This window comes from Vibrio sp. 1159, assembly GCF_033340395.1.
GTDB classification, from domain to species: domain Bacteria; phylum Pseudomonadota; class Gammaproteobacteria; order Enterobacterales; family Vibrionaceae; genus Vibrio; species Vibrio alginolyticus.
In genome coordinates this window covers 14,565-35,612 of the sequence record NZ_JAWOWL010000007.1, presented here as the reverse complement: position 1 = coordinate 35,612, position 21,048 = coordinate 14,565, and the positions used below count along the sequence as shown (strand labels likewise).

14 protein-coding genes and 2 pseudogenes are annotated in these 21,048 nt (G+C 42.7%); 15 read left to right on the top strand and 1 reads right to left on the bottom strand.

The window, feature by feature from the left end; genetic code table 11:
• The first annotated feature begins 125 nt into the window (after positions 1–125).
• Genes citC through R7127_RS07715 form a run of 7 tightly spaced genes read left to right on the top strand, consistent with a single transcriptional unit; the run spans position 126 to position 6,234 of the window.
• Positions 126–1,178, top strand: coding sequence for a [citrate (pro-3S)-lyase] ligase (gene citC / locus R7127_RS07745; RefSeq protein WP_065275062.1), 1,053 nt, complete (start codon positions 126–128; stop codon positions 1,176–1,178).
• Between the two features lie 41 nt (positions 1,179–1,219).
• Positions 1,220–1,516, top strand: a complete 297-nt coding sequence (gene citD / locus R7127_RS07740) for a citrate lyase acyl carrier protein (RefSeq protein WP_318148327.1) — start codon at positions 1,220–1,222, stop codon at positions 1,514–1,516.
• Positions 1,513–2,388, top strand: a complete 876-nt coding sequence (citE, locus tag R7127_RS07735) for a citrate (pro-3S)-lyase subunit beta (protein ID WP_065274352.1) — start codon at positions 1,513–1,515, stop codon at positions 2,386–2,388. The genes citD and citE overlap by 4 nt, the downstream gene beginning before the upstream one ends.
• An 18-nt stretch (positions 2,389–2,406) precedes the next feature.
• The gene (gene citF / locus R7127_RS07730; protein WP_370623142.1) at positions 2,407–3,915 is read left to right on the top strand and encodes a citrate lyase subunit alpha; all 1,509 of its coding nucleotides are present in this window, start codon (positions 2,407–2,409) and stop codon (positions 3,913–3,915) included.
• Positions 3,912–4,448: a citrate lyase holo-[acyl-carrier protein] synthase gene (gene citX, locus R7127_RS07725; protein ID WP_021452685.1), complete on the top strand. Its 537-nt coding sequence runs from the start codon at positions 3,912–3,914 to the stop codon at positions 4,446–4,448. Before citF ends, citX begins: the two co-directional genes overlap by 4 nt.
• Positions 4,429–5,388, top strand: a complete 960-nt coding sequence (citG, locus tag R7127_RS07720; RefSeq protein ID WP_020835167.1) for a triphosphoribosyl-dephospho-CoA synthase CitG — start codon at positions 4,429–4,431, stop codon at positions 5,386–5,388. The genes citX and citG overlap by 20 nt, the downstream gene beginning before the upstream one ends.
• An 18-nt stretch (positions 5,389–5,406) precedes the next feature.
• On the top strand, positions 5,407–6,234 hold the full coding sequence (locus R7127_RS07715; RefSeq protein ID WP_021452686.1) for a DUF5718 family protein: 828 nt from the start codon (positions 5,407–5,409) through the stop codon (positions 6,232–6,234).
• Positions 6,235–6,266: 32 nt separating this feature from the next.
• Here R7127_RS07715 and R7127_RS07710 read toward each other — a convergent pair.
• Positions 6,267–6,517 (bottom strand): annotated as a pseudogene (locus R7127_RS07710) (IS3 family transposase); the annotation flags it as partial.
• A 133-nt stretch (positions 6,518–6,650) separates the two neighbouring features.
• Between R7127_RS07710 and R7127_RS07705 the strand changes: the two are divergent.
• From R7127_RS07705 to R7127_RS07670, 8 genes and pseudogenes are all read left to right on the top strand, one after another.
• Positions 6,651–8,168: pseudogene (locus tag R7127_RS07705) on the top strand (IS1634 family transposase); the annotation flags it as partial.
• 1,082 nt (positions 8,169–9,250) lie between these two features.
• Positions 9,251–10,468 (top strand): AAA family ATPase, encoded by a 1,218-nt coding sequence (locus tag R7127_RS07700; protein ID WP_318148326.1) that lies wholly within the window; start codon positions 9,251–9,253, stop codon positions 10,466–10,468.
• Positions 10,468–11,658, top strand: a complete 1,191-nt coding sequence (locus R7127_RS07695) for a ParB family protein (RefSeq protein WP_318148325.1) — start codon at positions 10,468–10,470, stop codon at positions 11,656–11,658. The genes R7127_RS07700 and R7127_RS07695 overlap by 1 nt, the downstream gene beginning before the upstream one ends.
• Before the next feature lie 910 nt (positions 11,659–12,568).
• Entirely contained in the window at positions 12,569–13,018 is a 450-nt protein-coding gene (locus tag R7127_RS07690; RefSeq protein ID WP_318148324.1) for a hypothetical protein, read from the top strand.
• A gap of 3 nt (positions 13,019–13,021) precedes the next feature.
• Positions 13,022–13,543, top strand: a complete 522-nt coding sequence (locus R7127_RS07685) for a FlhC family transcriptional regulator (RefSeq protein ID WP_206954927.1) — start codon at positions 13,022–13,024, stop codon at positions 13,541–13,543.
• Between the two features lie 281 nt (positions 13,544–13,824).
• Positions 13,825–14,865, top strand: coding sequence for a conjugal transfer protein TraF (gene traF / locus R7127_RS07680; RefSeq protein ID WP_206954929.1), 1,041 nt, complete (start codon positions 13,825–13,827; stop codon positions 14,863–14,865).
• Entirely contained in the window at positions 14,865–16,289 is a 1,425-nt protein-coding gene (locus R7127_RS07675; RefSeq protein ID WP_206954931.1) for a conjugal transfer protein TraH, read from the top strand. The genes traF and R7127_RS07675 overlap by 1 nt, the downstream gene beginning before the upstream one ends.
• A 1-nt stretch (position 16,290) precedes the next feature.
• Positions 16,291–21,048, top strand: a 4,758-nt coding sequence (locus R7127_RS07670; RefSeq protein ID WP_318148323.1) for a conjugal transfer protein TraG N-terminal domain-containing protein, incomplete at its 3' end; no start/stop codon positions are given.

Below are 21,048 nucleotides of genomic sequence, written 5' to 3'. Positions count from 1 at the left end.
AGTTAAGTAATTAAATTCATTAAATTCATAAATGACGTTTAGTAGAAGAAAATAGTCGATACGGATCATCATTTTTCAAATTCAAGTGACGCATGATGGCGGCAACACGAAAGAGGATGATGATCATGTTTGACACCTACGCATTTAGTCGAGTGAACCGAAATCAATACGAGAAGTTTGGTGCTATTACCGAGTTTCTAACTTGTTATGATTTGGATGTTGACGCTGATGTAGAGCGATTTGTGGTGGCGAAGTCTCAAGGTCAAATCATTGCTTGCGGCGGTCTTGCTGGCTCAACACTAAAATCTATTGCGATTGATCCTGCCTTACAAGGTACTGGATTTTCTCTGCGGTTAATGACTGAGTTGACCACGATGGCTTATGAAATGGGGCGCTTTGATCTATTCTTGTTTACCAAGCCTCAGAATATGCAAAGGTTTCGTGAATCTGGTTTTTTCCCCATTTCTTTTGCGGACGATAAATTAGTCTTGATGGAAAGTAGTCAGACCAATTTAAGAAACTTTGTACGTTCATTAAGAAAGAAAAAGAAAGACGGTGATAAAATAGGCAGCATTGTGATGAATGCAAACCCGTTTACTTTAGGGCATCAATACTTAATTGAAACGGCGGCGTCACAATGTGATTGGCTACATTTATTTGTCGTCAGCGAAGAAGGTAAAGGTTTTGCTTATCACGATCGTTTGAACATGATTGAAAGTGGCACTAAACATATTCCCAACCTTACGATTCATCATGGTTCAAAATATATAATTTCTAAAGCAACGTTTCCTACTTATTTTATTAAAGAGAAGCGATTGATTGATTATTGTCATACCGCTATTGATCTAAATTTATATCGTCAGCATATTGCGCCAGCATTAGGCATTACACACCGATTTGTTGGGACGGAGCCAGACTGTGTTGTGACTCATTATTACAACCAACAAATGAAACACAGATTAACCACAAAGGATCTCAACGGCGCACCAATTAGCGTTATTGAAATAGAGCGTAAGTGTGCGTCTGGCACTACGATTTCAGCGTCAACGGTGCGAAAACTCTTGCAGAAAGGACAATTGGATCAACTGGTTCACTTTTTACCCTCAACCTCTATCGACTACCTACAAAGGCACACGGACGCTTTACCGTGTCTTACCCAAGAAACAGTGGCTGCTTAACAGCCCAATTAATTTTTAACCAAGGTGTTAAAGGTCTTTCAATGAAAATAATAAAACCCGCTTTTGCAGGGACGCTGGAATCCAGTGACTTGCAAGTTCGTATCTCACCCAATCTAGAAGGTGATATCGACATTTCTCTTGATAGCACAGTGAAAAAGCAGTTTGGCAAAGTCATCGAAGCGTTGATTCATGATGTACTCAATTCGATGGGCGTGACTTCCGCAACGTTAGAAGTGGAAGACAAAGGCGCGCTAGATTGTGTGATTAAGGCTCGCGTTCAGGCTGCAGTCATGCGCGCGGCAGACAGCAATGACATTCAATGGAGCAAATTATCATGAGTAAGTTACGCCGTAGCATGTTGTTTGTTCCAGGGGCAAACGCCGCCATGTTAAGTAATACCTTCATTTATCAGCCTGATGCAATCATGTTTGATTTGGAAGACTCTGTGGCGCTGAGAGAAAAAGACACCGCCCGTATGTTGGTGTTTAACGCGCTGCAACATCCTCTGTATCAAGAGATTGAAACAGTAGTCCGTGTGAACCCACTAGAGTCTGAGTTTGGTTTGAAAGATCTGCATGCCGTTGTGCGTGCGGGCGTTAATGTGGTTCGTCTACCAAAAACAGACAGTGCGGAAGACGTGCAAGAAATGGAGCGCTGCATTGAAGACATCGAACGTGTATGTGGCAGAGAAGTTGGCAGCACCAAAATGATGGCGGCAATCGAAAGTGCGCAAGGTGTGAATAACGCCGTCGAAATTGCTCAATCGTCTTCGCGTTTAATTGGTATTGCACTGGGTGCTGAAGATTATGTCAGGGACTTAAAAACGCAACGTAGCCCAGAAGGGACAGAGTTGCTGTTCGCCCGTTGTTCTATTCTGCAAGCTGCACGTGCTGCGGGCATTATGGCGTTCGATACCGTTTATTCCGACGCTAATAACGAGCGAGGATTCCTCAATGAAGCGGAACACATTAAGTCGTTAGGTTTCGACGGAAAATCGCTGATTAACCCAAGGCAAATCGAGCTACTTCACAACGTATTTGCACCGACTCAAAAAGAGGTGGATTACGCGATTCAAGTTATCGAGGCAGCAGAAGAAGCGCAAGAGCAAGGGCTTGGTGTGGTTTCACTTAACGGAAAAATGGTCGATGGACCAATTATCGAGCGAGCTCGTTGGACGTTACAAAAAGCGCAATCTGGAATTAAAGAGTAGGGCACGAACATGAAACAAATGGAATCCATCAAACCAGCATTGCTGCCAGAGACGTTGTCACTGTTTTCAGAGGCAAATGCGTTAACGCCTCATCTCAACGACTCAAACTCTAAAAAGTCGAGAAAGCTAAAGTCAGATCTGCGTTCTGCCATTTTAGACTCTGGGCTTAAAGACGGTATGACGATCTCTTTCCACCACGCGTTCCGAGGTGGTGATAAGGTGGTTAACTTGGTGTTAGATACTATCGCCCAGATGGGATATAAAGATCTGACACTGGCTTCAAGCTCTTTAACGGGTATTCATTCGCCGGTTGTTGAGCACATCAAAAACGGCGTAGTGAGTAAGATTTACACATCAGGTATTCGCGGTGAGCTTGGTGAAGCTATTTCTCATGGTTTGCTCAAAGAACCTGTGCATATTCACTCCCATGGAGGACGTGTGCACTTGATTAAATCAGGCGAGCTAAACATCGATGTGGCGTTCATCGGTGTGCCTTGTTGCGATGAGTTTGGCAATGCAAATGGCATGAACGGCAAATCTCGCTGCGGCTCTTTGGGTTACGCCAAAATCGATGCTCAACACGCGCGTAAAGTGGTCATGCTTACTGAATCTATCGTCGGTTATCCAAATCACCCAGCATCAATCACACAAGATTTGGTGGATGCCGTAGTCGAAGTCGAAGAAGTTGGTGATGCGAGCAAAATTGGTGGCGGTGAAACGCGTCTTACCAGTAACCCACGTGAACTGCTTATTGCAAAACGTGCTGCCGATGTGATTATTAATTCTGGTTACTTTAAGCAAGACTTTAGCTTACAAACTGGGTCTGGTGGTGCGTCGCTTGCCGTCACGCGTTTTCTAGAAAATAGCATGGAAAAACGAGGCATTACTGCTGAGTTTGGGTTGGGCGGCATTACCTCAACCATGGTCTCTATGCACGAGAAAGGGCTGATCCGAAATCTAATCGACGTGCAGTGCTTTGACTCTGGTGCAGCGGACTCACTTGCTCGAAACCCAAACCATATTGAAATCTCAGCGAATGAATACGCTAACCCATCTTCCAAAGGCGCAGTGGTTGATCGTCTAGACGTGGTCATTCTCAGCGCGCTTGAAATTGATGTGAACTTCAACGTCAACGTTATCACCGGTTCTGATGGTGTGATTCGTGGCGCGTCTGGTGGTCACTGCGACGCAGCGGCAGGCGCAAACCTTGCCGTGATTGTGGCTCCGCTCGTGCGTGGTCGTATTCCAACTGTCGTAGAGCAAGTGTTAAACGTGGTAACGCCGGGTCAATCGATAGATGTGTTGGTGACTGACCATGGTATTGCCGTGAATCCTCGACGCCCAGAAGTAAAAGAGCGTTTGTTGAACGCAGGACTGCCTGTGCTTGATATGGAAGCCTTGGTTGCGAGAGCGCAATCATTAACGGGCAAAGCGGAACCAATTGAATATGACGATCAAGTGGTGGGTTATGTACGTTATCGCGATGGTTCTGTGATTGATGTCATCAGAAAGGTTAAATCTGAATGAGCATTCGCTATGGGCTGAAAGTTGGTCTCGATGATGTCTTGAGCAACAAAGAAGCTCGTGTGAAACGACAAGGTGAGTGGTTAAAACGCCACTCCCTTCCTTTGCTGTCGTTTACCGTCAATATGCCAGGTCCGCAGAAAATGACGGAGTGCACGGAGCGAATCTTCGAACAGGGTGTGCAAGCGATTCAAGCCATTTGTCTCGAAAAGAACTGGTCAATGGCTGGACGACAATTGCTGCGACAAGTCACAGGTCCAGAGGCAATTTTTGCGGTCCAAGCACCGAACGCTATGGCGCTCAAACGAGCCATGATTGAGATAGAGAATAACCATCGTCTCGGTCGGTTAATGGATTTAGATGTGATCGATGTCGATGGAAAGATCATCTCAAGAAAAGGGCAAGGGATGACTCGAAGAAAATGCCTTATTTGCGAACAAGATGCCGTGATTTGCGCGCGCTCGCGTAAACATGATCTTCAAACCTTGGTTTCTCACATAGAGTCGATGGTGTGTTATGACGAATGTTGCTCTTAAACTGTTGCTCGACCAAAATATCGAGCGTGTTCCAAGCGTTGCGCATCGCTCTGCTGTAAAGGTGAATCTGTTCTCTTTGGTTTCTGAGTTGGCGTATCACGCGATGCTGGTGGAAGTGCACTTGTCCCCAAAACCGGGGCTTGTTGACCTTATTAGCAACGGTGCTCACTCAGATATGAATGTGCCGCTGTTTGAAGCCAGCGCGAGTGCAATTCGTCCTTTTCTCAATGGCTTTCTTAACGCTGGTCTTGCGCATTCAACGCATTCGGCAGAGACATTACTGGATGTGTTGCGTCCGGTTGGAATTCAAGCTGAACGCGCAATGTTTGCCGCGACTGGTGGTGTGAATACGCACAAAGGGATGATCTTTGGACTTGGACTGGTGTGTGGTGCGATCGGCTGGTTAAAAGGCAAAGGCATTGCGGTCGATTCTTTGCACATTAGCCAAGTTATCAAGCGCAGCTGTGCGTTAATGGTATTTCAAGAGCTGAAAAATACCGACTCTAAAACGGAAACTCATGGTGAGCGGCTGTATCGAGAATTTGGCTTAACTGGAGCGAGAGGTGAGGCGGCGTCTGGCTATCAAACGATCATGACTTACAGTTTGCCTGCATACCAACAAGCGCTGTATGAAGGTGCGTCCGCAGAACAAGCATTATGGCAAGTGTTGCTCACACTAATGGTGCACAATCAAGATACCAACGTGGTATCTCGTGGTGGGATGCATGGCTTGCGTTATGTGCAGAACATAGCATCGAAGCTTATTGAGAGTGGTGGTTGGCATAATCCAAACCTTGAAGAGCAGCTACTGGATTTTGACCGCCAGCTTATTGAAAAAAACCTTAGTCCGGGCGGCAGTGCAGATTTGCTCGCGCTGACTTGGTTGCTGGCAGAAATTGATGATTTGACGAGACATATCATCGCGAATAACGACGAATAATTAGGAAGAAGTAAACGTATGCACAATTTTGAAGATGCGATGATCTTAGGTATTGCGGGAAACTTCGCAGGTCACCTGCAACAAGCTGGTGAGGCTGATGACTTTGCTCTCTACGGAGATGTGAATGCTAACAAGCCCCAAGCATTGTTCCCCATTTATGTGCCTTGTATCGAACATCCGTATTTGTCGACATATCCAATAAGTGCCGATACGACCAAGTTGCCAAATGATATTTTGAACTTACAGATTGAACCAGAGCTTGCTCTGATCTGTGATATTACCTATGAAGGTGGTCAGGTCTTACAGCTCACGCCGACGCATTTTGGCGCATTTAATGATTGTTCGATTCGACGCCCTGATGCAAATAAAATCAGTGAGAAGAAAAATTGGGGTGCAGCGTCAAAAGGCTTGGCATCGCAACTTATTGAATTAGAACGACTCACTCCTGATAGCGATATCGGCAGGTTTAGAATCGCGAGCTTTCATAAGCGAGGAGAGCAGGTATTCGCCTACGGCGAAGATTGCGCAGTAAAGGAATACTCCTATTTCTATGCGGATCTGCTGGATTGGATACGTGATCAGATGAATCATCAAGTGGAGCGAGGTCCAATGGAAAACATTCACGCATTGCTCAAACAAGCAAACCTCCCAAGCCAGCTAGTGGTCGCAGTGGGAGCAACGCGCTACACCGAATATGGTGAGCAGAATTTCTTGGAAAGAGGCGATGAAAGTGTGGTTGTTGTGTATGACAGCCACCTATACCAACCAAAAGATGTGCTCGGCATGGTACAGAAGGTGCAGTATGAAGCGACAGGCTTTTCTTATGTGAGTCAAAGAGTGGTTTGAAGTGATTTACACCAGCCAGACTAGACACTTCATTAAGCGACATTTTGCCGTTCAAAGTTAACTGGGCTTAGATACCCTAGAGCACTGTGCCTTATTGTCCGATTATAATCAACCTAATGTACTCGAAGACCGTTTGGCGCATCTCATCTCTAGTCATTATCGGTTCGTATTGGATCGCTTCAACTTTCATCGAATGGAAGAAGCTCCCAACACACGCATTATCCCAGCAGTTTCCTTTTCAACTCATACTTTGTTGTAGATTATAAGCAGTTATTAGGCTTCTATCCGTCATTCCGCAGCCAATTCAGGAATTTACATAACGTGATCCAATGATCATTTATAAGCCTTAGTAGCCTAAACCGCTTGACCGCGATCCTCAGTTTTGATCTATTACTGTTATTTAACGGTCGCTTATTATGTCTGCTCCTCAACCTGTTATTAAACGTCTAGATCACTTAGGGCTTATCGCTGCTTTCTGTCACGAGGTCGACCTGCCGGGTATTATCGACCGTATAATTCCTAAGTACTCGGAGCATAACGTTTCACATGGTGATGCAGTGTTGGCAATGATCCTTAATGGATTGGGCTTTCATAGCCGAACGCTGCACATGTTCTGTGATTTTTTCGAGACCAAGCCGATTGCTAAGTTGCTGGCTAAAGACATTGAGGCGAAGCACTTAACTGATGATGTTCTTGGGCGTACATTGGATGCTTTATATGAAGCCGACGTATCTGCTCTTTATCAAGCGATTGCCGAGCATGTCGTTGATAAGCTTGGGCTTAAAACCGACTCTGTTCATCTCGATATCACGAGTTTTCATGTTGATGGTGACTACGCACAGGACGAAGATATTAACGCTATTAAACTAGTTAAAGGCTATAGCCGAGACCACCGTCCAGAGTTAAACCAAGTCGTCCTTGAGCTGATTTGTGAAAACCAAGCGGGATTACCCGTTTACATGCAGGCGCTCAGTGGCAACACCAATGATGCTAAAGCCTTTTCTGAAGTGACGAAGAAGCACATCCATTGTCTAAAAGCAGCTCAAAATAGCCGCTACTTCATCGCTGACGCTGCGTTATATACCGAAGACAGTATTCGTTCACTGGATGAGCAACAGCAAAAATTCATTACTCGCGTAGCAATGACCATCAAGTCAGCCAAAGAAGCGCTATTGGCTCTAGAGCCAGAGCATTTAAGCCCCATAGGTAATGGCTATTCTGGTTGCTGGGTTGACGCTAACTATGGCTCGGTTAATCAGAAGTGGTTGTTGGTTCACAGTGAACAAGCCACCAAGCGAGAAGAAGCCACGTTTTACAAAAACTTAGATAAGAATGTCACCAAAGAGCTGAAAGCGCTTAGGCAACTAATGAAAAAGCAGTTTGCTTGCGCAGTGGATGCCGAGCAAGCGATGAACGACTTTGCCAACGAGTGTCATTTACTGGGCTTTGCCCAGTTCAGCATCGTGAAAGAGCCGATCTATGCCGGTCGCGGTCGACCTAAAAAAGAAGCGAAGCCAACAGGTTACCACTATTACATCGATGCGATGCCTTATACCGATCTAGAGAAAGTCAAACTGGCGAGGCTTAAAGTAGGTATGTTCATCCTCGCGACCAACGATACTGATAGCTCAGAGCTGACAATGGCGGCGTTGCTTGAGCATTATAAATCCCAGCAAAAGGTTGAGCGAGGATTCCGCTTTTTGAAAAGCCCAGAGTTCCTAACCTCATCCATTTTTCTAAAAAAGCCTTAACGTATTGAGGCGCTACTGATGGTGATGACGCTAAGTCTTCTTGTTTACGCGAGTCTAGAGCACAAAATCCGAGAGCAGCTCACCAACACCGACGAGTTCTTTCCGAGCATGGTGAAGAACAAAACAACAACGAAACCGACAGCGCGTTGGGTGTTTTTAAAATTCGAAGGCATCGATGATCTGCTCCTGCCAGACTGGACACTGAGTTAAGTGAATTTTCCATACTTGAAGTTATTCGTTCTTTCCTAATTTAAGTAGAAACTCTAACCAATTTTTGTCCAGAAGCGACTTACCAATCCAATTAAAATTTCACTCTCACCGCATAACTATTATTAACGTCACATGAGTTATATTTGGGTAAATTACGACTGATTGAAATCGCAAATTTGTTAGACGAAACCAATAATGGGGCAAAGGCGTGTTTGCTATAATCGGTTCACATTACCTCTGCCAAGTGAATTAACAGAGGGAAAGTGTCAAACTTTATTGTAAGGAATCGTTCAATCTATTGTATTCCGACATGAAAAACTCACATCGAAAACATCTATTTTAGCCTTCAAATCGCATACTTGAGAACACTCAGACGTTTAGCCTTTGATACCTCCAAACTTCAAAATTTGGTATATCAGTTGTAATACTTTTTGGCAGAGTTCCTATATTCACGCCAGACCTGATTGAGCTTCCAACCCGAGCAGGAACATGTATTCTTTTTTCTTTATGTCAGCGGAAACGAAAAAGGTCTAAGGTTTAGCGAACAGTATTTAGGGGAGGGTAACAGTAAGACTTTCTAATGCAGATGTGATTAATCAGTGAATCGTATGCAGCGGGATGGATTCTCAACTTCTGTTCTAGGATAGCTTTCTATTCAATTGAGGTTCTTTTTGCACTCCAGTTAGCCACTTGCGACACAATTTTATCGATGTTTACTGGCAGTAACTTCCTCTCAACGTTCATCTCACATCACTTTTTAGAACTCATATTATTCCTAAAAAGAGTTCATCCAAACTGTTTGGATGAACCTCATATTTAAAGAGTTTGATTTTAAATGTAGCTATATATCAATAACTTGAATTGGTTTGATGGTTAAATCCAATGCATTTGGTGAACCACTTTTTTGTACGTTCAACTTCAATAAATACCTAATTATCAACGCGTACACCATATTTTGATATATGAATTGTTTTTTAATGTACTTGCAAGAAGATGTTGTGTAGAGTAAATTTCATATTGCATACCAAGTTACTCATAACTAATGGGAAAAGTTGATGAACACTACTGAAACTAGAATTTATATTAATGAGCTTAGTGAGGCTGCGTCCGAATACCTAAGTAAACGCGAAGAGGTGTATACAAAAGAACCTCGCTATTTTACTCGCGTTGAGGCAACTGATTATCTAGGGGTAAATGCTAAAACCGTTGATAAGTATGTGAATCAACTTGGTATTGATCCAAAGCGATTCGATGATGCAGCCTGGCTTGTTTCTATAGATGAAATTTATCGTGTTCGTGACAAATTACGTGAAGAAAAGCTCATTCATGATTCCAAGTTTGTTAGAGGGAATCGTAAGTTGATGGTATTGGCTGTTCAAAACCAGAAAGGTGGTGTAGGTAAAACAGTAAGTGCTACAACAATCGCTTCTGGTTTAGCAACTGAGTTTCATGATGAGTTTCGTGTTGGTTTGATTGATTTGGACCCTCAAAGAACGGCGACTTCGTACTATCCACCTTCTGAGTATAATGAAGAGGGTAATATGGTTCCTTGTCCTGATTACTGGTCTGCAGGTGACTTGTTAAAAGGAAATTATGAACTAGAAGAAGGTGAATCATACGAACAGTTCGTTTCAGACTGTTTTCTTAGTACTACAATTCCCAATCTACGTATACTACCGGCTTCTCAATCAGATCGAGGTGTTGAAGCTGAGTTCCATAGCAAACTAGCTAAAGGTACGTTGAAAAAGCCATACATGATCTTGCAGGATATTATTAATGCGGTCGAAGATGAGTTCGATATCATTATTATAGATACTCCCCCTAGCATGACGTTCGCAACTATCAATGCTTATACAGCTGCGACGAGTGTGTTGTTTCCAATGCAGCTTGACCAAAATGACATTGACGCAACTTGTGGTTATCTTCAATTTTTGGACGAGGTGTGGACTATATGTGAAGACAATAACCATCCAGGTTATGACTTCATGAAGATTCTTTATACGAATGTAAAAGCCCAAAGTAATGCATCTACGTTATTAGATAATGAATTTAGTAAATACTTTTCAAATTACATTAGCTCTACTCAATTTAATAACTCTGAAGCAATAAAAGAGTGCTCACGTCTTCTATCTACAGTGTTTGATATTTCAAAATCTGAATATAGCGGTAAGACAAAAGCACCATTTCAACATGCTAAAACTAACGCTTTTACTGTTGTTAGCGGAGTTTATAAAGAATTTAATGCAATTTGGACGAAAGGGAGTGGTAAATAATGGCTCGTAAAAAAGGCGGATCAGTTCAGGGTACATTTGGTCAAGATTTATCTGTTGAAAACCAAGCAACTATGCTTCGTGACAAAATCCAGAAAACTTTATCTGCCGTCGCCCCTCTTTTGAAAGAAGCTAAAGAACTTAATATCGAACTGGATTTCGACGCTAATAGCGACTGGGCTAAATTGATTAACCTTACTTCATCAGGTTTGCCTTACCCAATGCCTGATGGCCGTGAGGTGATGTTTGATCTTGTCGTAATCAAACCTCATGAAATTAAGTCTAAAACGCGCATTCATGATGCTAACCAACGTGAAGAGTCAGCGTTAACCGAAGACGCTGTTTCTGACTTAATACCAAGCATCAAACGTTCAAAAGGTAACTTTTTACCTGCTGTTGGTGTCCGTGCGTCCGATGGAATCATCGAACTCATGGACGGCCGTCGTCGTAGTTGGGCGTGTTACTATGCTGATTCTGATTTCCGAGTATTAATTCCAAGAGAAGATATAACAGAGGAAGAGGCCCTATATATTGCGGATATCTCTCTTCTATCGAAAGCTCTATCATATCGAGAGCAGGGCACTTCTCTCATTAAAATTATGGAAAAGAACGGATTTGAACAAGTTTCTGACCTAGTAATCCATCTCCATAGTGCAAACTATACTAAATCTGAACATGAGATCATTCGGTTAAAGGTTCGTGCAGCACAGCTTCCTGAAGAATTGCTTCAGGAGATTCCGGATTACAATTCACTATCAGTCAGTGACTATAAGAATATTCGTAGAGTTTATGATTCCGTTTTAAAATCAGTCAAATCTATAGAAGAATTTATTAAGTTTGTTGAACCGGATATGAAATCCGCTAAAGAGCAGTTTAGAGAAGAGAGTGTGAAAATTGGTACAATCCAAAAATCTCTAATTGATCTTATGACAGAAAAATCGAAGCGTTTCTTGAAGGTAAGAACAAAGCCTTCGACTACCGCTGTTACTAACGAATTGAAGCAGTATGATAAAAAGGGCTACTATGCTCGATCTAAGGAACAAAAATATAAGAAATCATTGGAGTTTGGAAAGATATCAGTAGGAGAGTGGGAAGCGATTAAAAGCTTTGCAGAAGCTGTAGTAAATGAAGACTGGGATAAAATGAAGACCATCACCTCTAGCTTCCAAAATACTGAACCTGACTCGAATTAAATTAAATACCAATAAATTATTAGCTTAAGTGTACGTTTTGCCATTTCCAAACTGTTTGGATTAACTGCGGAGTCTGTCGGTTATGGAAGTGGTGAACCTACCTTTATTTAGTTTTGAACACATTAATACAAAGGGATAGTCGAAATTTGCGAGTTCAAACTCTTTGGATGAACTTTCAATATAATCATTTTGTGTCAGCTGATCTAGTTAGGTTAATCTTAAAATGAAACCATGCAGATAGATTTTTGTTGAAATCTTCGCTTGTAACCTCTTCTCCTTGACTAAGATATCCTCGAATTTTAGGTATAGTCTCCAACGAATTCTCGGCTTCACGATCTCAGTTCCTAAAGTGACAGTAATATCCAAATACTCTTTTGAGTAGTCACTACAGTCATCATGCACTTAATCCGTCTTCCGGTAGGAACTCACTTAACGGGGAAGTACATTTATACGAACCGGATGCTTGTTAACCTCATGTCTAGCTTGACGATGATATCGAATTGATACGTATCGTATACAGCAAAGCTGTGAGAGACAGGATTCCGAAAGCTTAGTACCTAAAAATCCTAGTGTATGTCTCTACCGTCAATATTTCTGGTTGCGAGTATTCTTGATTGCTTATACGTCCAGTTGGGTGTTAGCTGGGAATTATTAAAGAGTGCGCTTCATGTGAACACTGTTTGTAGCCTGTACATAGGGCAATCTACATTAACTGAATGAGATCGAGATACCGAGAGCATTAGAGGTGTAGTTTAAAATTCATAGTGTTATACATAATTCGGTGACCCACTTTTTTAGTGGATATGTAAGGGAGCAGGGATTTAGGAATGGTTGAATAAGACTACTTTCATTTAGGCTGCTTTTAGCCTTTAACTTCTGGTTGTGCATAACAAACAGGGAAATTTGTTGAATGAACGAGCAAACGGTCATATCATACTACTACATGTTTAATGATTTGCGTTTTAAAGGCTACCGTTCAATGGAAATTGGAATACTAGACAATAACAGTTATCGCTCGATTCAGGATTCGCAGACCGCATACATCATGTCGATGCGAGATTTGGCGCGTGTTGACCCAATCAGTGTGGCAGCTTTGTTTAAGATTTCTACGGCGGAAGCTCGCAGATTAGCAGAAACATCAACCTATGACCTACAGGTTGCTTTACATTCTTGCCCACCAATCTTAACTATAAAAGGCCAGGATACAATGCGTGGTGCAAGTCCAATGTCTGCATTACTCGATTCTTTAGAGTCAAATACGGATGAATTCCATAATACAGCTGCTCATATCAACGCATACAGCGGGCCAGTGAACACATCCAGCTTAAACGCCGCTCCTTTAAAAAAAGCGAGAGGGTAGTTTGTGACTAGTACTGTATCCAAGCGCAGAACACAAAGTTGGGAACCAGACATTTATTACGAAAAGCAGCAACTCGCTTACCAAATGGCGAGACTTGGTGCTAACACTCGAGTTCTGAAAAATTTCTTTGTAGTTGATAAACGCTTAGAGTTATCCATTAACAAAGAACTAGGTAAGTTTCGTAAAGGCTCGGGTTGGATGACAACACACGTTGTACATCGTGTTCATGCTAATATTGTTTACCGAAATTACTGTAACGCAGTGCCTGATAACGCTGATTTTCACCGTCAGCCAACACCAGCTGAATTGCTTTCTTTGGCTCGAACATATTTGGTTGTGTATAATAATCAATATATCGACATCAACAGAATTTATTACATATTCAGATACTTACAAGATGGCACTTTTACAAGAAAGGTTTGTAATAAATGCGGTATAGATTATATTTTCCACTCAGAAAGAAATTACAATCTTTGTCCATTTTGTGAAAAAGATTCAACCTTGTACAGCAAAGGTAAACGTTAACCATTACACGATTTTTAACGTTAATCTTGGGCCTAGAGAAACCAATGGCATCCGTATGGATAGATTCTGTGTTGCGTACTTACACCTCGAATACAGGTAATGTAAGAGCGAATACAGAATTGCTGACACTCGGGCCATATCTTTCAGTCATTCGATAGATTATTCCTCTCCAGTTCGTCTTCGATATGCTACTACGCTATCAAAATTATATTGATTATGTACGCCTACTAAGACCCACTTAATCAACACACGTTAATTTCCAATCCTGCAATATTCATTGCATGAAAAAGCATATCTTATCTTTGGCTATGGCTGTCAGCCTTACGACGGCTTATACGTCGAATGCATTTGCCAATAGCGATACATCTGACTCCTTCTACAACCGTAAAAGTGAAGGTTGGTTTTGGTATGAGCCAGAACCGGAACCTGAACCAGAAATAAAGGTGGAACCTAAGAAAGAACTAGTTAAATCATCAGAAACTAAAAAAGAAGCCGAGCCAAAGAAAGACACTACTCAAAATAAAGAGGTAGTGGTCAATGTTGAATGGTTACGTAAAAACTTACCAAAACTGCGTGACTCAGCAATCGACAACCCGACTTACGAAAATGTCAGGCGGTATTTTTATGCTCAACGAATCATGATGGATAAGAGTTCCAAGTTTGCGTCCGTTGCTCAGCTAGTTTCAAAATTTGAAGTACCACTAGATGAAACATTACGCCGTCCAGAAAACCAAATGGCTTTGATCGACCAAAAGGTGTCAGCGAAAAAAAATCGAAGTGATTTGGTTAAGCAATTGGCGGATAAAGTCGGTTTCTTCTTTTTCTTCTCTTCTACATGCACTTATTGCATGAAACAAGCCCCTATGCTTCAGCGTCTGCAGAGGGATACCGGTATTGACATATTAGCAATATCGCTTGACGGCAGACCGCTACCTAACAACGAATTCCCTGACTATGTAACGGATCCAGGTACTTTAAAACAAAAACTGCAGGTCATGGTTACACCAACAATTTACCTCGTTACTAAAGATGGTAGTGAGTTTCACAACTTAGCTGCAGGCCTTACCGCTCCAGATGAACTGATGCGAAGAACCATTATGTTAGCCAACAGAGAAGGGTGGGTTACAGGTGAGCAATATGACTCAACACAAGACGTCCGTGAAATTCTCCTTGATGACGCGACTAAGGGCCAGTTGACTGTCGACCCTAACAAAGTCTTCAACGACCCAGATTACTTAGCTAACAAGTTGAGATCCAAGTTCCAAAGTCAATATGACCAAACGAAGAACATCCAGAGCATGAATCAGGACGTGACACCGTAATGAACATTAAGAAAAGATTGTTATTAGCCTCTACAGCCTTGAGCTTTTCTCTGCTTATGCCGAGTCAAACTTTGGCTGACGACCCATTAAAAGAGATCTTTGGGATGATGACTACTTCAACCGGTAGTCAGGTATACGAGTCTCAAAAACGTAACGGTGTTGCCTTTGGCACATTCAGTGCTCGCTTCTCAATGTATCAGCCTAAAGTAATCAATTTTCAGGCACCTTCAATGAATGCAGGATGTGGCGGTATTGATTTCTTTGCAGGATCGTTGAGTCTCATAAAGAAGGAAGAACTGGTTCAAATGGGGCGTTCTATCGCTGCTGGTGCGGCGGTATATGCTTTCAATTTAGCAGTGGAGTCTATTTGTCCTTCATGTGCTCAAGGTATGGCTTGGCTTCAAGACAAACTAGATAAGTTCAATGATCTGGTGAGCATGAGTTGTCAAGATACCGTTAATGCATTAAGTGAATCAAAGGTTGGTGCGGGTATTTCTCAATCTATTACCGATACAGTGAACAAGGATGGATGGCAAAATACATTGGGTTCTTATGCAGATACGGCAGTAGATACCATGAGTAGTTGGGGTGACTTCTTCTCTGAACGTTCAGTATCTGGTGACCCTAAATCAGTAACCATACCGGGTCTAAAGGGTAATATCATTTGGGATGCATTTGGTACAGCGAAGGTTGAGACATGGAACTTTGCATCTGGTTGGGATAAAGAGCAAATACAAGAATTAATCATGTCGTTAATAGGAACTAGGGTCATTACGGTCGGCAGTGGTGATGAACTTATTACTACACCTTTTCCAAACACTGTTAGTGCGGAAGATCTTCTATTTAACGAAGCAGGAGACGAGATCCAGCTTCTTAAGTGTGACCCGAGTGAACCTAAAATAGATGGTCGTCTACCTTGCACCAATGTTTTAGATGATTCATCAGCAAAGGTTAACTGGGAAGGATTATACCCTAAAGCATTAAAACTGCTTAATGGTGATGGTACACAGGCAGGGATCAGGAAAAGAATTCTTACTAAGACAAATCTGACTATTGAACAGCAAAAATTTGTTGAGAATGCCGACGTGCCGATTATGACTTGGTTATTTATGACAGGTAAAGACGACGGTGCCCAGGCAGCGGTTGCCAATCTAGTAGCGTTCCGAGTGGCTGAAAAAAACTTGCAAGAATTGATGTACCAATTACAGGACATTCTTAAAAAAGCTGAATTGAGTGCAACTTCTGACGTAAAAGCCACCCAGAACCTAATCGACTTTTTGAGAGCTCGTACATCTGAATTCCAAAAACAAATTGATGACATTCAGTCAAAGAAAAGAGACGAAATTAAGTCAGCTAATGATTTAGTTAAAACATATACGTCATTGGCAGAAGCGGTTAAAGCAATGTCAGCGAGCGGGGTCTAATATGTCTGGTTTTGTAATTTATTCAATGGGTGATCCTGGCTTTATTAGACTAGCTTTGCTTGGGTTATCTCATGCCTTTGAACAAGGTGCTATATCTATTGCAAAAATTGGTTTAGTTCTTGGTTTGTTGGCCATTTTTTGGAATGGTATTTGGAACCCAGGAAAAATCGAATTTAAGCAGTTTTTTATTGGGTTTTTCCTTGTTTTGATACTCTTTGGTAAATCGGTACCGGTAACACTCATCCATGCAGATGGAGGCGCTGATGCCATGCCAGACATTCCTATCGGTATAGCTCTTGGTGGCACACTGGCAACAACATTCGGGTATACGATGGCCAATGAGTTGCGGGATTTTTACCACACCGCTTATGTACCAGGTAGTGCAGCAACCGGTAGCTATAGAGCCATGATAGGTATTGACAGTGACGACCCGAGTTCAGTACCAGTTGCAGGTAATGGTTTAGAGCCATTACGGGAATTGATGAAAATGCGTTTTACTGGCGATATTGATGAGTTCAAAGCGAAACAATCGTATAGCGCAACAGCAGTTATAGCGGCAGGTAGTACTGCAACGGATTTGTCTGAATCTGTCCAAGGATATATTAAGAACTGTGTACTAAAAGATCTCTATTTAAAAAATGCTTCGCAGGAAGTAAATGAACCAGCTATGGCAACAATGCCATACGCATGGGACGCAATGAAAGTTTCATACAATGGCTGGACGACGGAAGTCAATGTTGATGCAGGCCAAGGTTGGAAAATCATGGGTTGTGGTGATGCATACAATAAGATTGGTGCAGCTATTGGAAGTGAATGGAAGTATATCGCTGAACATGGGGCATCCATAGGAGGAAAGGCAGATGAAATTCAATTAAATGAAGGTCAAAGCATGCTCTCTGATGCCAATATGAATGCATGGAAAATCAAAGTTAACCAAATACTCTTATACCACTGGAAGAAAGCAAAATCGCAAAGTCGATGGTCTAGCGAAGCAGAACTCATGGCAAGTCAAGCCGAGTTTCAAGCTCTCGATCAACGTAGAGTCTCGACTGCAGTTCAGTACTCTTTATGGTCTGAAATGGCGATTCCTCTGATTACATACATTGAAGCGTTTGTATTTCTTATCGGTCCACTCATGCCCTTTGTAGTCGCGTTTGGCGAAAAAGGAATGGGAATGGTCATAAAGTATTTCTTCTTATTAGTATGGGTGAATACTTGGCCAATATTGCAAGTTGGCGTAAACATGTACTTGCAAAATGCTATGAACAACGCGTCCTTTAATCAAACTAGCTATGATGCATTCTCATGGGCAGGATATAACACAAGCTTTACAGAGTTAGAGTCATTTATTGCTATGGGCGCAACTCTACAAACAATGGTGCCAGCTCTTAGTTTGATGCTTCTCTATGGTTCAGTGCACACTGCTATTAACCTATCTAATAATGCATCTAAGGGTGGTGGCAGTGAAGGTTCAATGGCGACACCAAAGGCCGTTGGATCTGCTGATTCAGGTAAGGTTTCTGTTGGTCATAACAGTCAAACTTATGATTCGAGTGCAGGTGGTGTGGTTGGTTCCTATAGCGGCTCTAATGCTGCTCCAATCGGTATGGCTCAGCACAATACCAAAACGGATCTAACCAATACGACTTCTAATGCTCTAAGTAGCGCCCAGGAAATTGCTAAAACTCAGGGCTCGAAAGTTAACAATGCTCAACAAGAGATGTTCAACAGCATGGTTGCTGGCAATGAGACTGCTACAAGTGCACAGACCGAAACGGCATCTAAGAATGAAGGTATTGCTCGAGCAAATGCTTACGCTAAATCTTTGATGGAAACAGGACAGTTTTCTAAACAAGATGCAAAAACTCTTGGTTTGGCTCTATCAGGTGGTTTGGGTGCAAAAGCTCAGGCCGATGCAGCAGTGGCCCTTGGGTATGGAGAAGGTGTGGTAAGTGCAAAATTTGGAGCTTCAGTAAAAGGTGAAATTGGTTTAGACGCTAAATCTAAGCTCGATTCTGCATTGAGCAATGTGTCATCGTTGACAACGCAATCTGGGGAAAACTGGAACTTTTCTGATACAGAAAGCGGTAGTGCTATGTTAGCAAAAGCTGATTCCCTTTCTACATCTCGTTCAGCCAATGAAAGTGCAGGCTTTGGTAAGTCCGGTTCAGAGATGGTCGAAGCAAGCACTGCTTGGACGACAGCTCAGAAACAAGTTGAGCAAGAAAGTCGGGCTCAGGCTGCAATTGCAGGTATGTCATCAGGCATTTCCTTTAACTTTGCAGGTGCTACATCTACAGCCTCCAACAACACCATTGATGAGGGATTAACCGATGGCTCATTGAGAGCAAATCTTGCTCGGAATACAGCTATCGGTTCTATGGACTCAGAGCAACGCCAGAAGTTTGAAGACTTCAAGCAGCAGGGTGGTTATGAATCAGGTCTTAACGGTGATATCAAAGCGCTTAAAGACTTTTCTGCTACAAAAGATGGCGCATCGCTTAATGGTATGAAATCTCAGTTTAAGACTACAGATCAGTACGCAGCCGAAGCAGAACAATCGATTAGAGAAGATGTCGGTAATGATAAGTCCCTTCAAGCTCGTATGGCTGCAATTGGTCGGTATGCCGATAAATCATTTAAGGACATTATGGCTAATAGCGGAAGTCAACGTTATCAAGCTGGCGCAAATTTCCTTGATAACTTGAACGCTAATATGGGTGGTGGAATGAAACAATGGGCAGCAGCAGCTAATGACATCCGCACTATCGGTGCGGCAGCAGAAGCTCCGCTTAAGAGTAGTCCACCACCAACAGCTGACGAAGATGGAGGTCCAACCCAAGCATCCGTCAGAGCTGCGAATAATCAGGAAAGAGCCCGTGTTTTGGCCACGGTTGCTAATCACCAGGCTGTAATAGCGAGTGCAAATCCAGAAGCAAAGCATGAAGAAAATAAGGGCACTGTCAAATCTGAAGTAGTTCCCGATAAGAAAAAAACTAAGGAAGCCCAAGCATTAACTACCAAGGTACAAGATAATACCGATGATGCTAATAAGGTTTCAGGTATTGTTAAACCGATTTCTGATGCAAATGTTGGTACGGGAGAATTGGTCGGTTCTGCAGCTCCAAGTTTGAGCAAAGGACTACAAAAAGCTAATGAAACTTTCTTTGGTACTAATCAAGAAAAGGCAACGGATCGCTTGGCGGAAAGCCAAGGTGTTAGTAGAGATATTGCAGCGAAAATAACTGGTGAGAATACTAGCACTCAACATTCTGATCTTGTCCAGTCTGTTTCAAATGGTTTAAGAACTGACGCTACGGTTCAGGAAAGAAATGAAACTTTGGGTATTTTAGCAGCAGCTAAAGGTGCTGAAACTGAAATTGCTCAATTACGCGCAACCGGTGATAAAGATGACGCCGCACTTGCTGACTTAATGCAGCGTAATGTGAATTCAGTTAATACGGCAATGGAACGCGTATCAGGTATAGATAAAGACGTGTTGTCTGGGTTAGCTGATAAAGTTAATAGCGGTGAGTTAACTTTGTCTCAAGCAAGCGCGGGTTTGCAAATGGCTACTAATGATAGATATGACCCAGTAAAGGCCGCTGAAACAAGTTTTAACGCGAATACTGGCGGTATGCAGGGGTCGAATAGATATGGTCACAAAGTACAAGAAGCTGCTTTCGACCGTTTAGAAAACGATATCGCTGGTGGTAAAGCTATCATGCAAGAGATGGCTGGGAACGGTCAAATCGCTACAGTGGACTACCAATTATTGAATTCTCGCGTTGAACAAGCAGAAACGTTTTTGAATTCTAAATCTGATCAACACACAGCTTCAGTTGCAACAAGTGCATTCAAGGATGGTATTCAGGATAGCGGGAACTTTGCTGATCTTAACAGGGTTGGGAGCCAGGTTATTTCTGATGCCATAAGTGGTAAAGAAATTTCGGCATTAAATCAGGCTAACATCGATAAGGCGATGTCAGGTGAAGAGTCTAAAAGCTTCTCATTGTTCGGTTCAAGTGAAACTACAAGTGTTGAACAGATGAAACAGTATGAGGAAATGCGTGGAGGTTTGGTAAATGCTGCAGAGGCGCTTAAGGGCACACCAGGCATGCAAGAAGCAGGTATACGCTTAGAAAGTGCTATTCAAAAACTTGATGCTCAAACTGGCTTCGATGCTCGTAATGCTACACAAACACAAAACTCAGAAACTGCGCCAACGGCCAAAGGTGATAATGCGCCTGTAGCTGCTAGTGGCTCACAGCAGGGGGCAGGTGGTGAAACTGCATCATCCTCAAATGGTGATCGTGCTACTGCTAATACGCGAAACGATAGTGCACCAGTTCAGCAACGTTCAGAGTCAGCGCCACCGACTAGCGGTGGTAATTCAGCTGCCGACAATGGGAATTCTGAGCCGGCTCAAAGCAATGATTCTGTACCAGCGGCTACTAACATTCAGCCGGCTCAAAGTTCAGAGATTGCGTTAACGACCAAAGGTGATAATGCACCTGTAGCTGCTAGTGGCTCACAGCAGGGGGCGGGTGGTGAAACTGCACCATCCTTAAATGGTGATCGTTCTACTGAAAATTCACAAAACGGTAGTGGTCCAGTTCAGCAACGTTCAGAGACAGCGCCAACGACTAGCGGTGGTAATTCAGCTGCCGACAATGGGAATGCTGAGCCGGCTCAAAGCAATGATTCTGTACCAGCGGCTACTAACATTCAGCCGGCTCAAAGTTCAGAGATTGCGTTA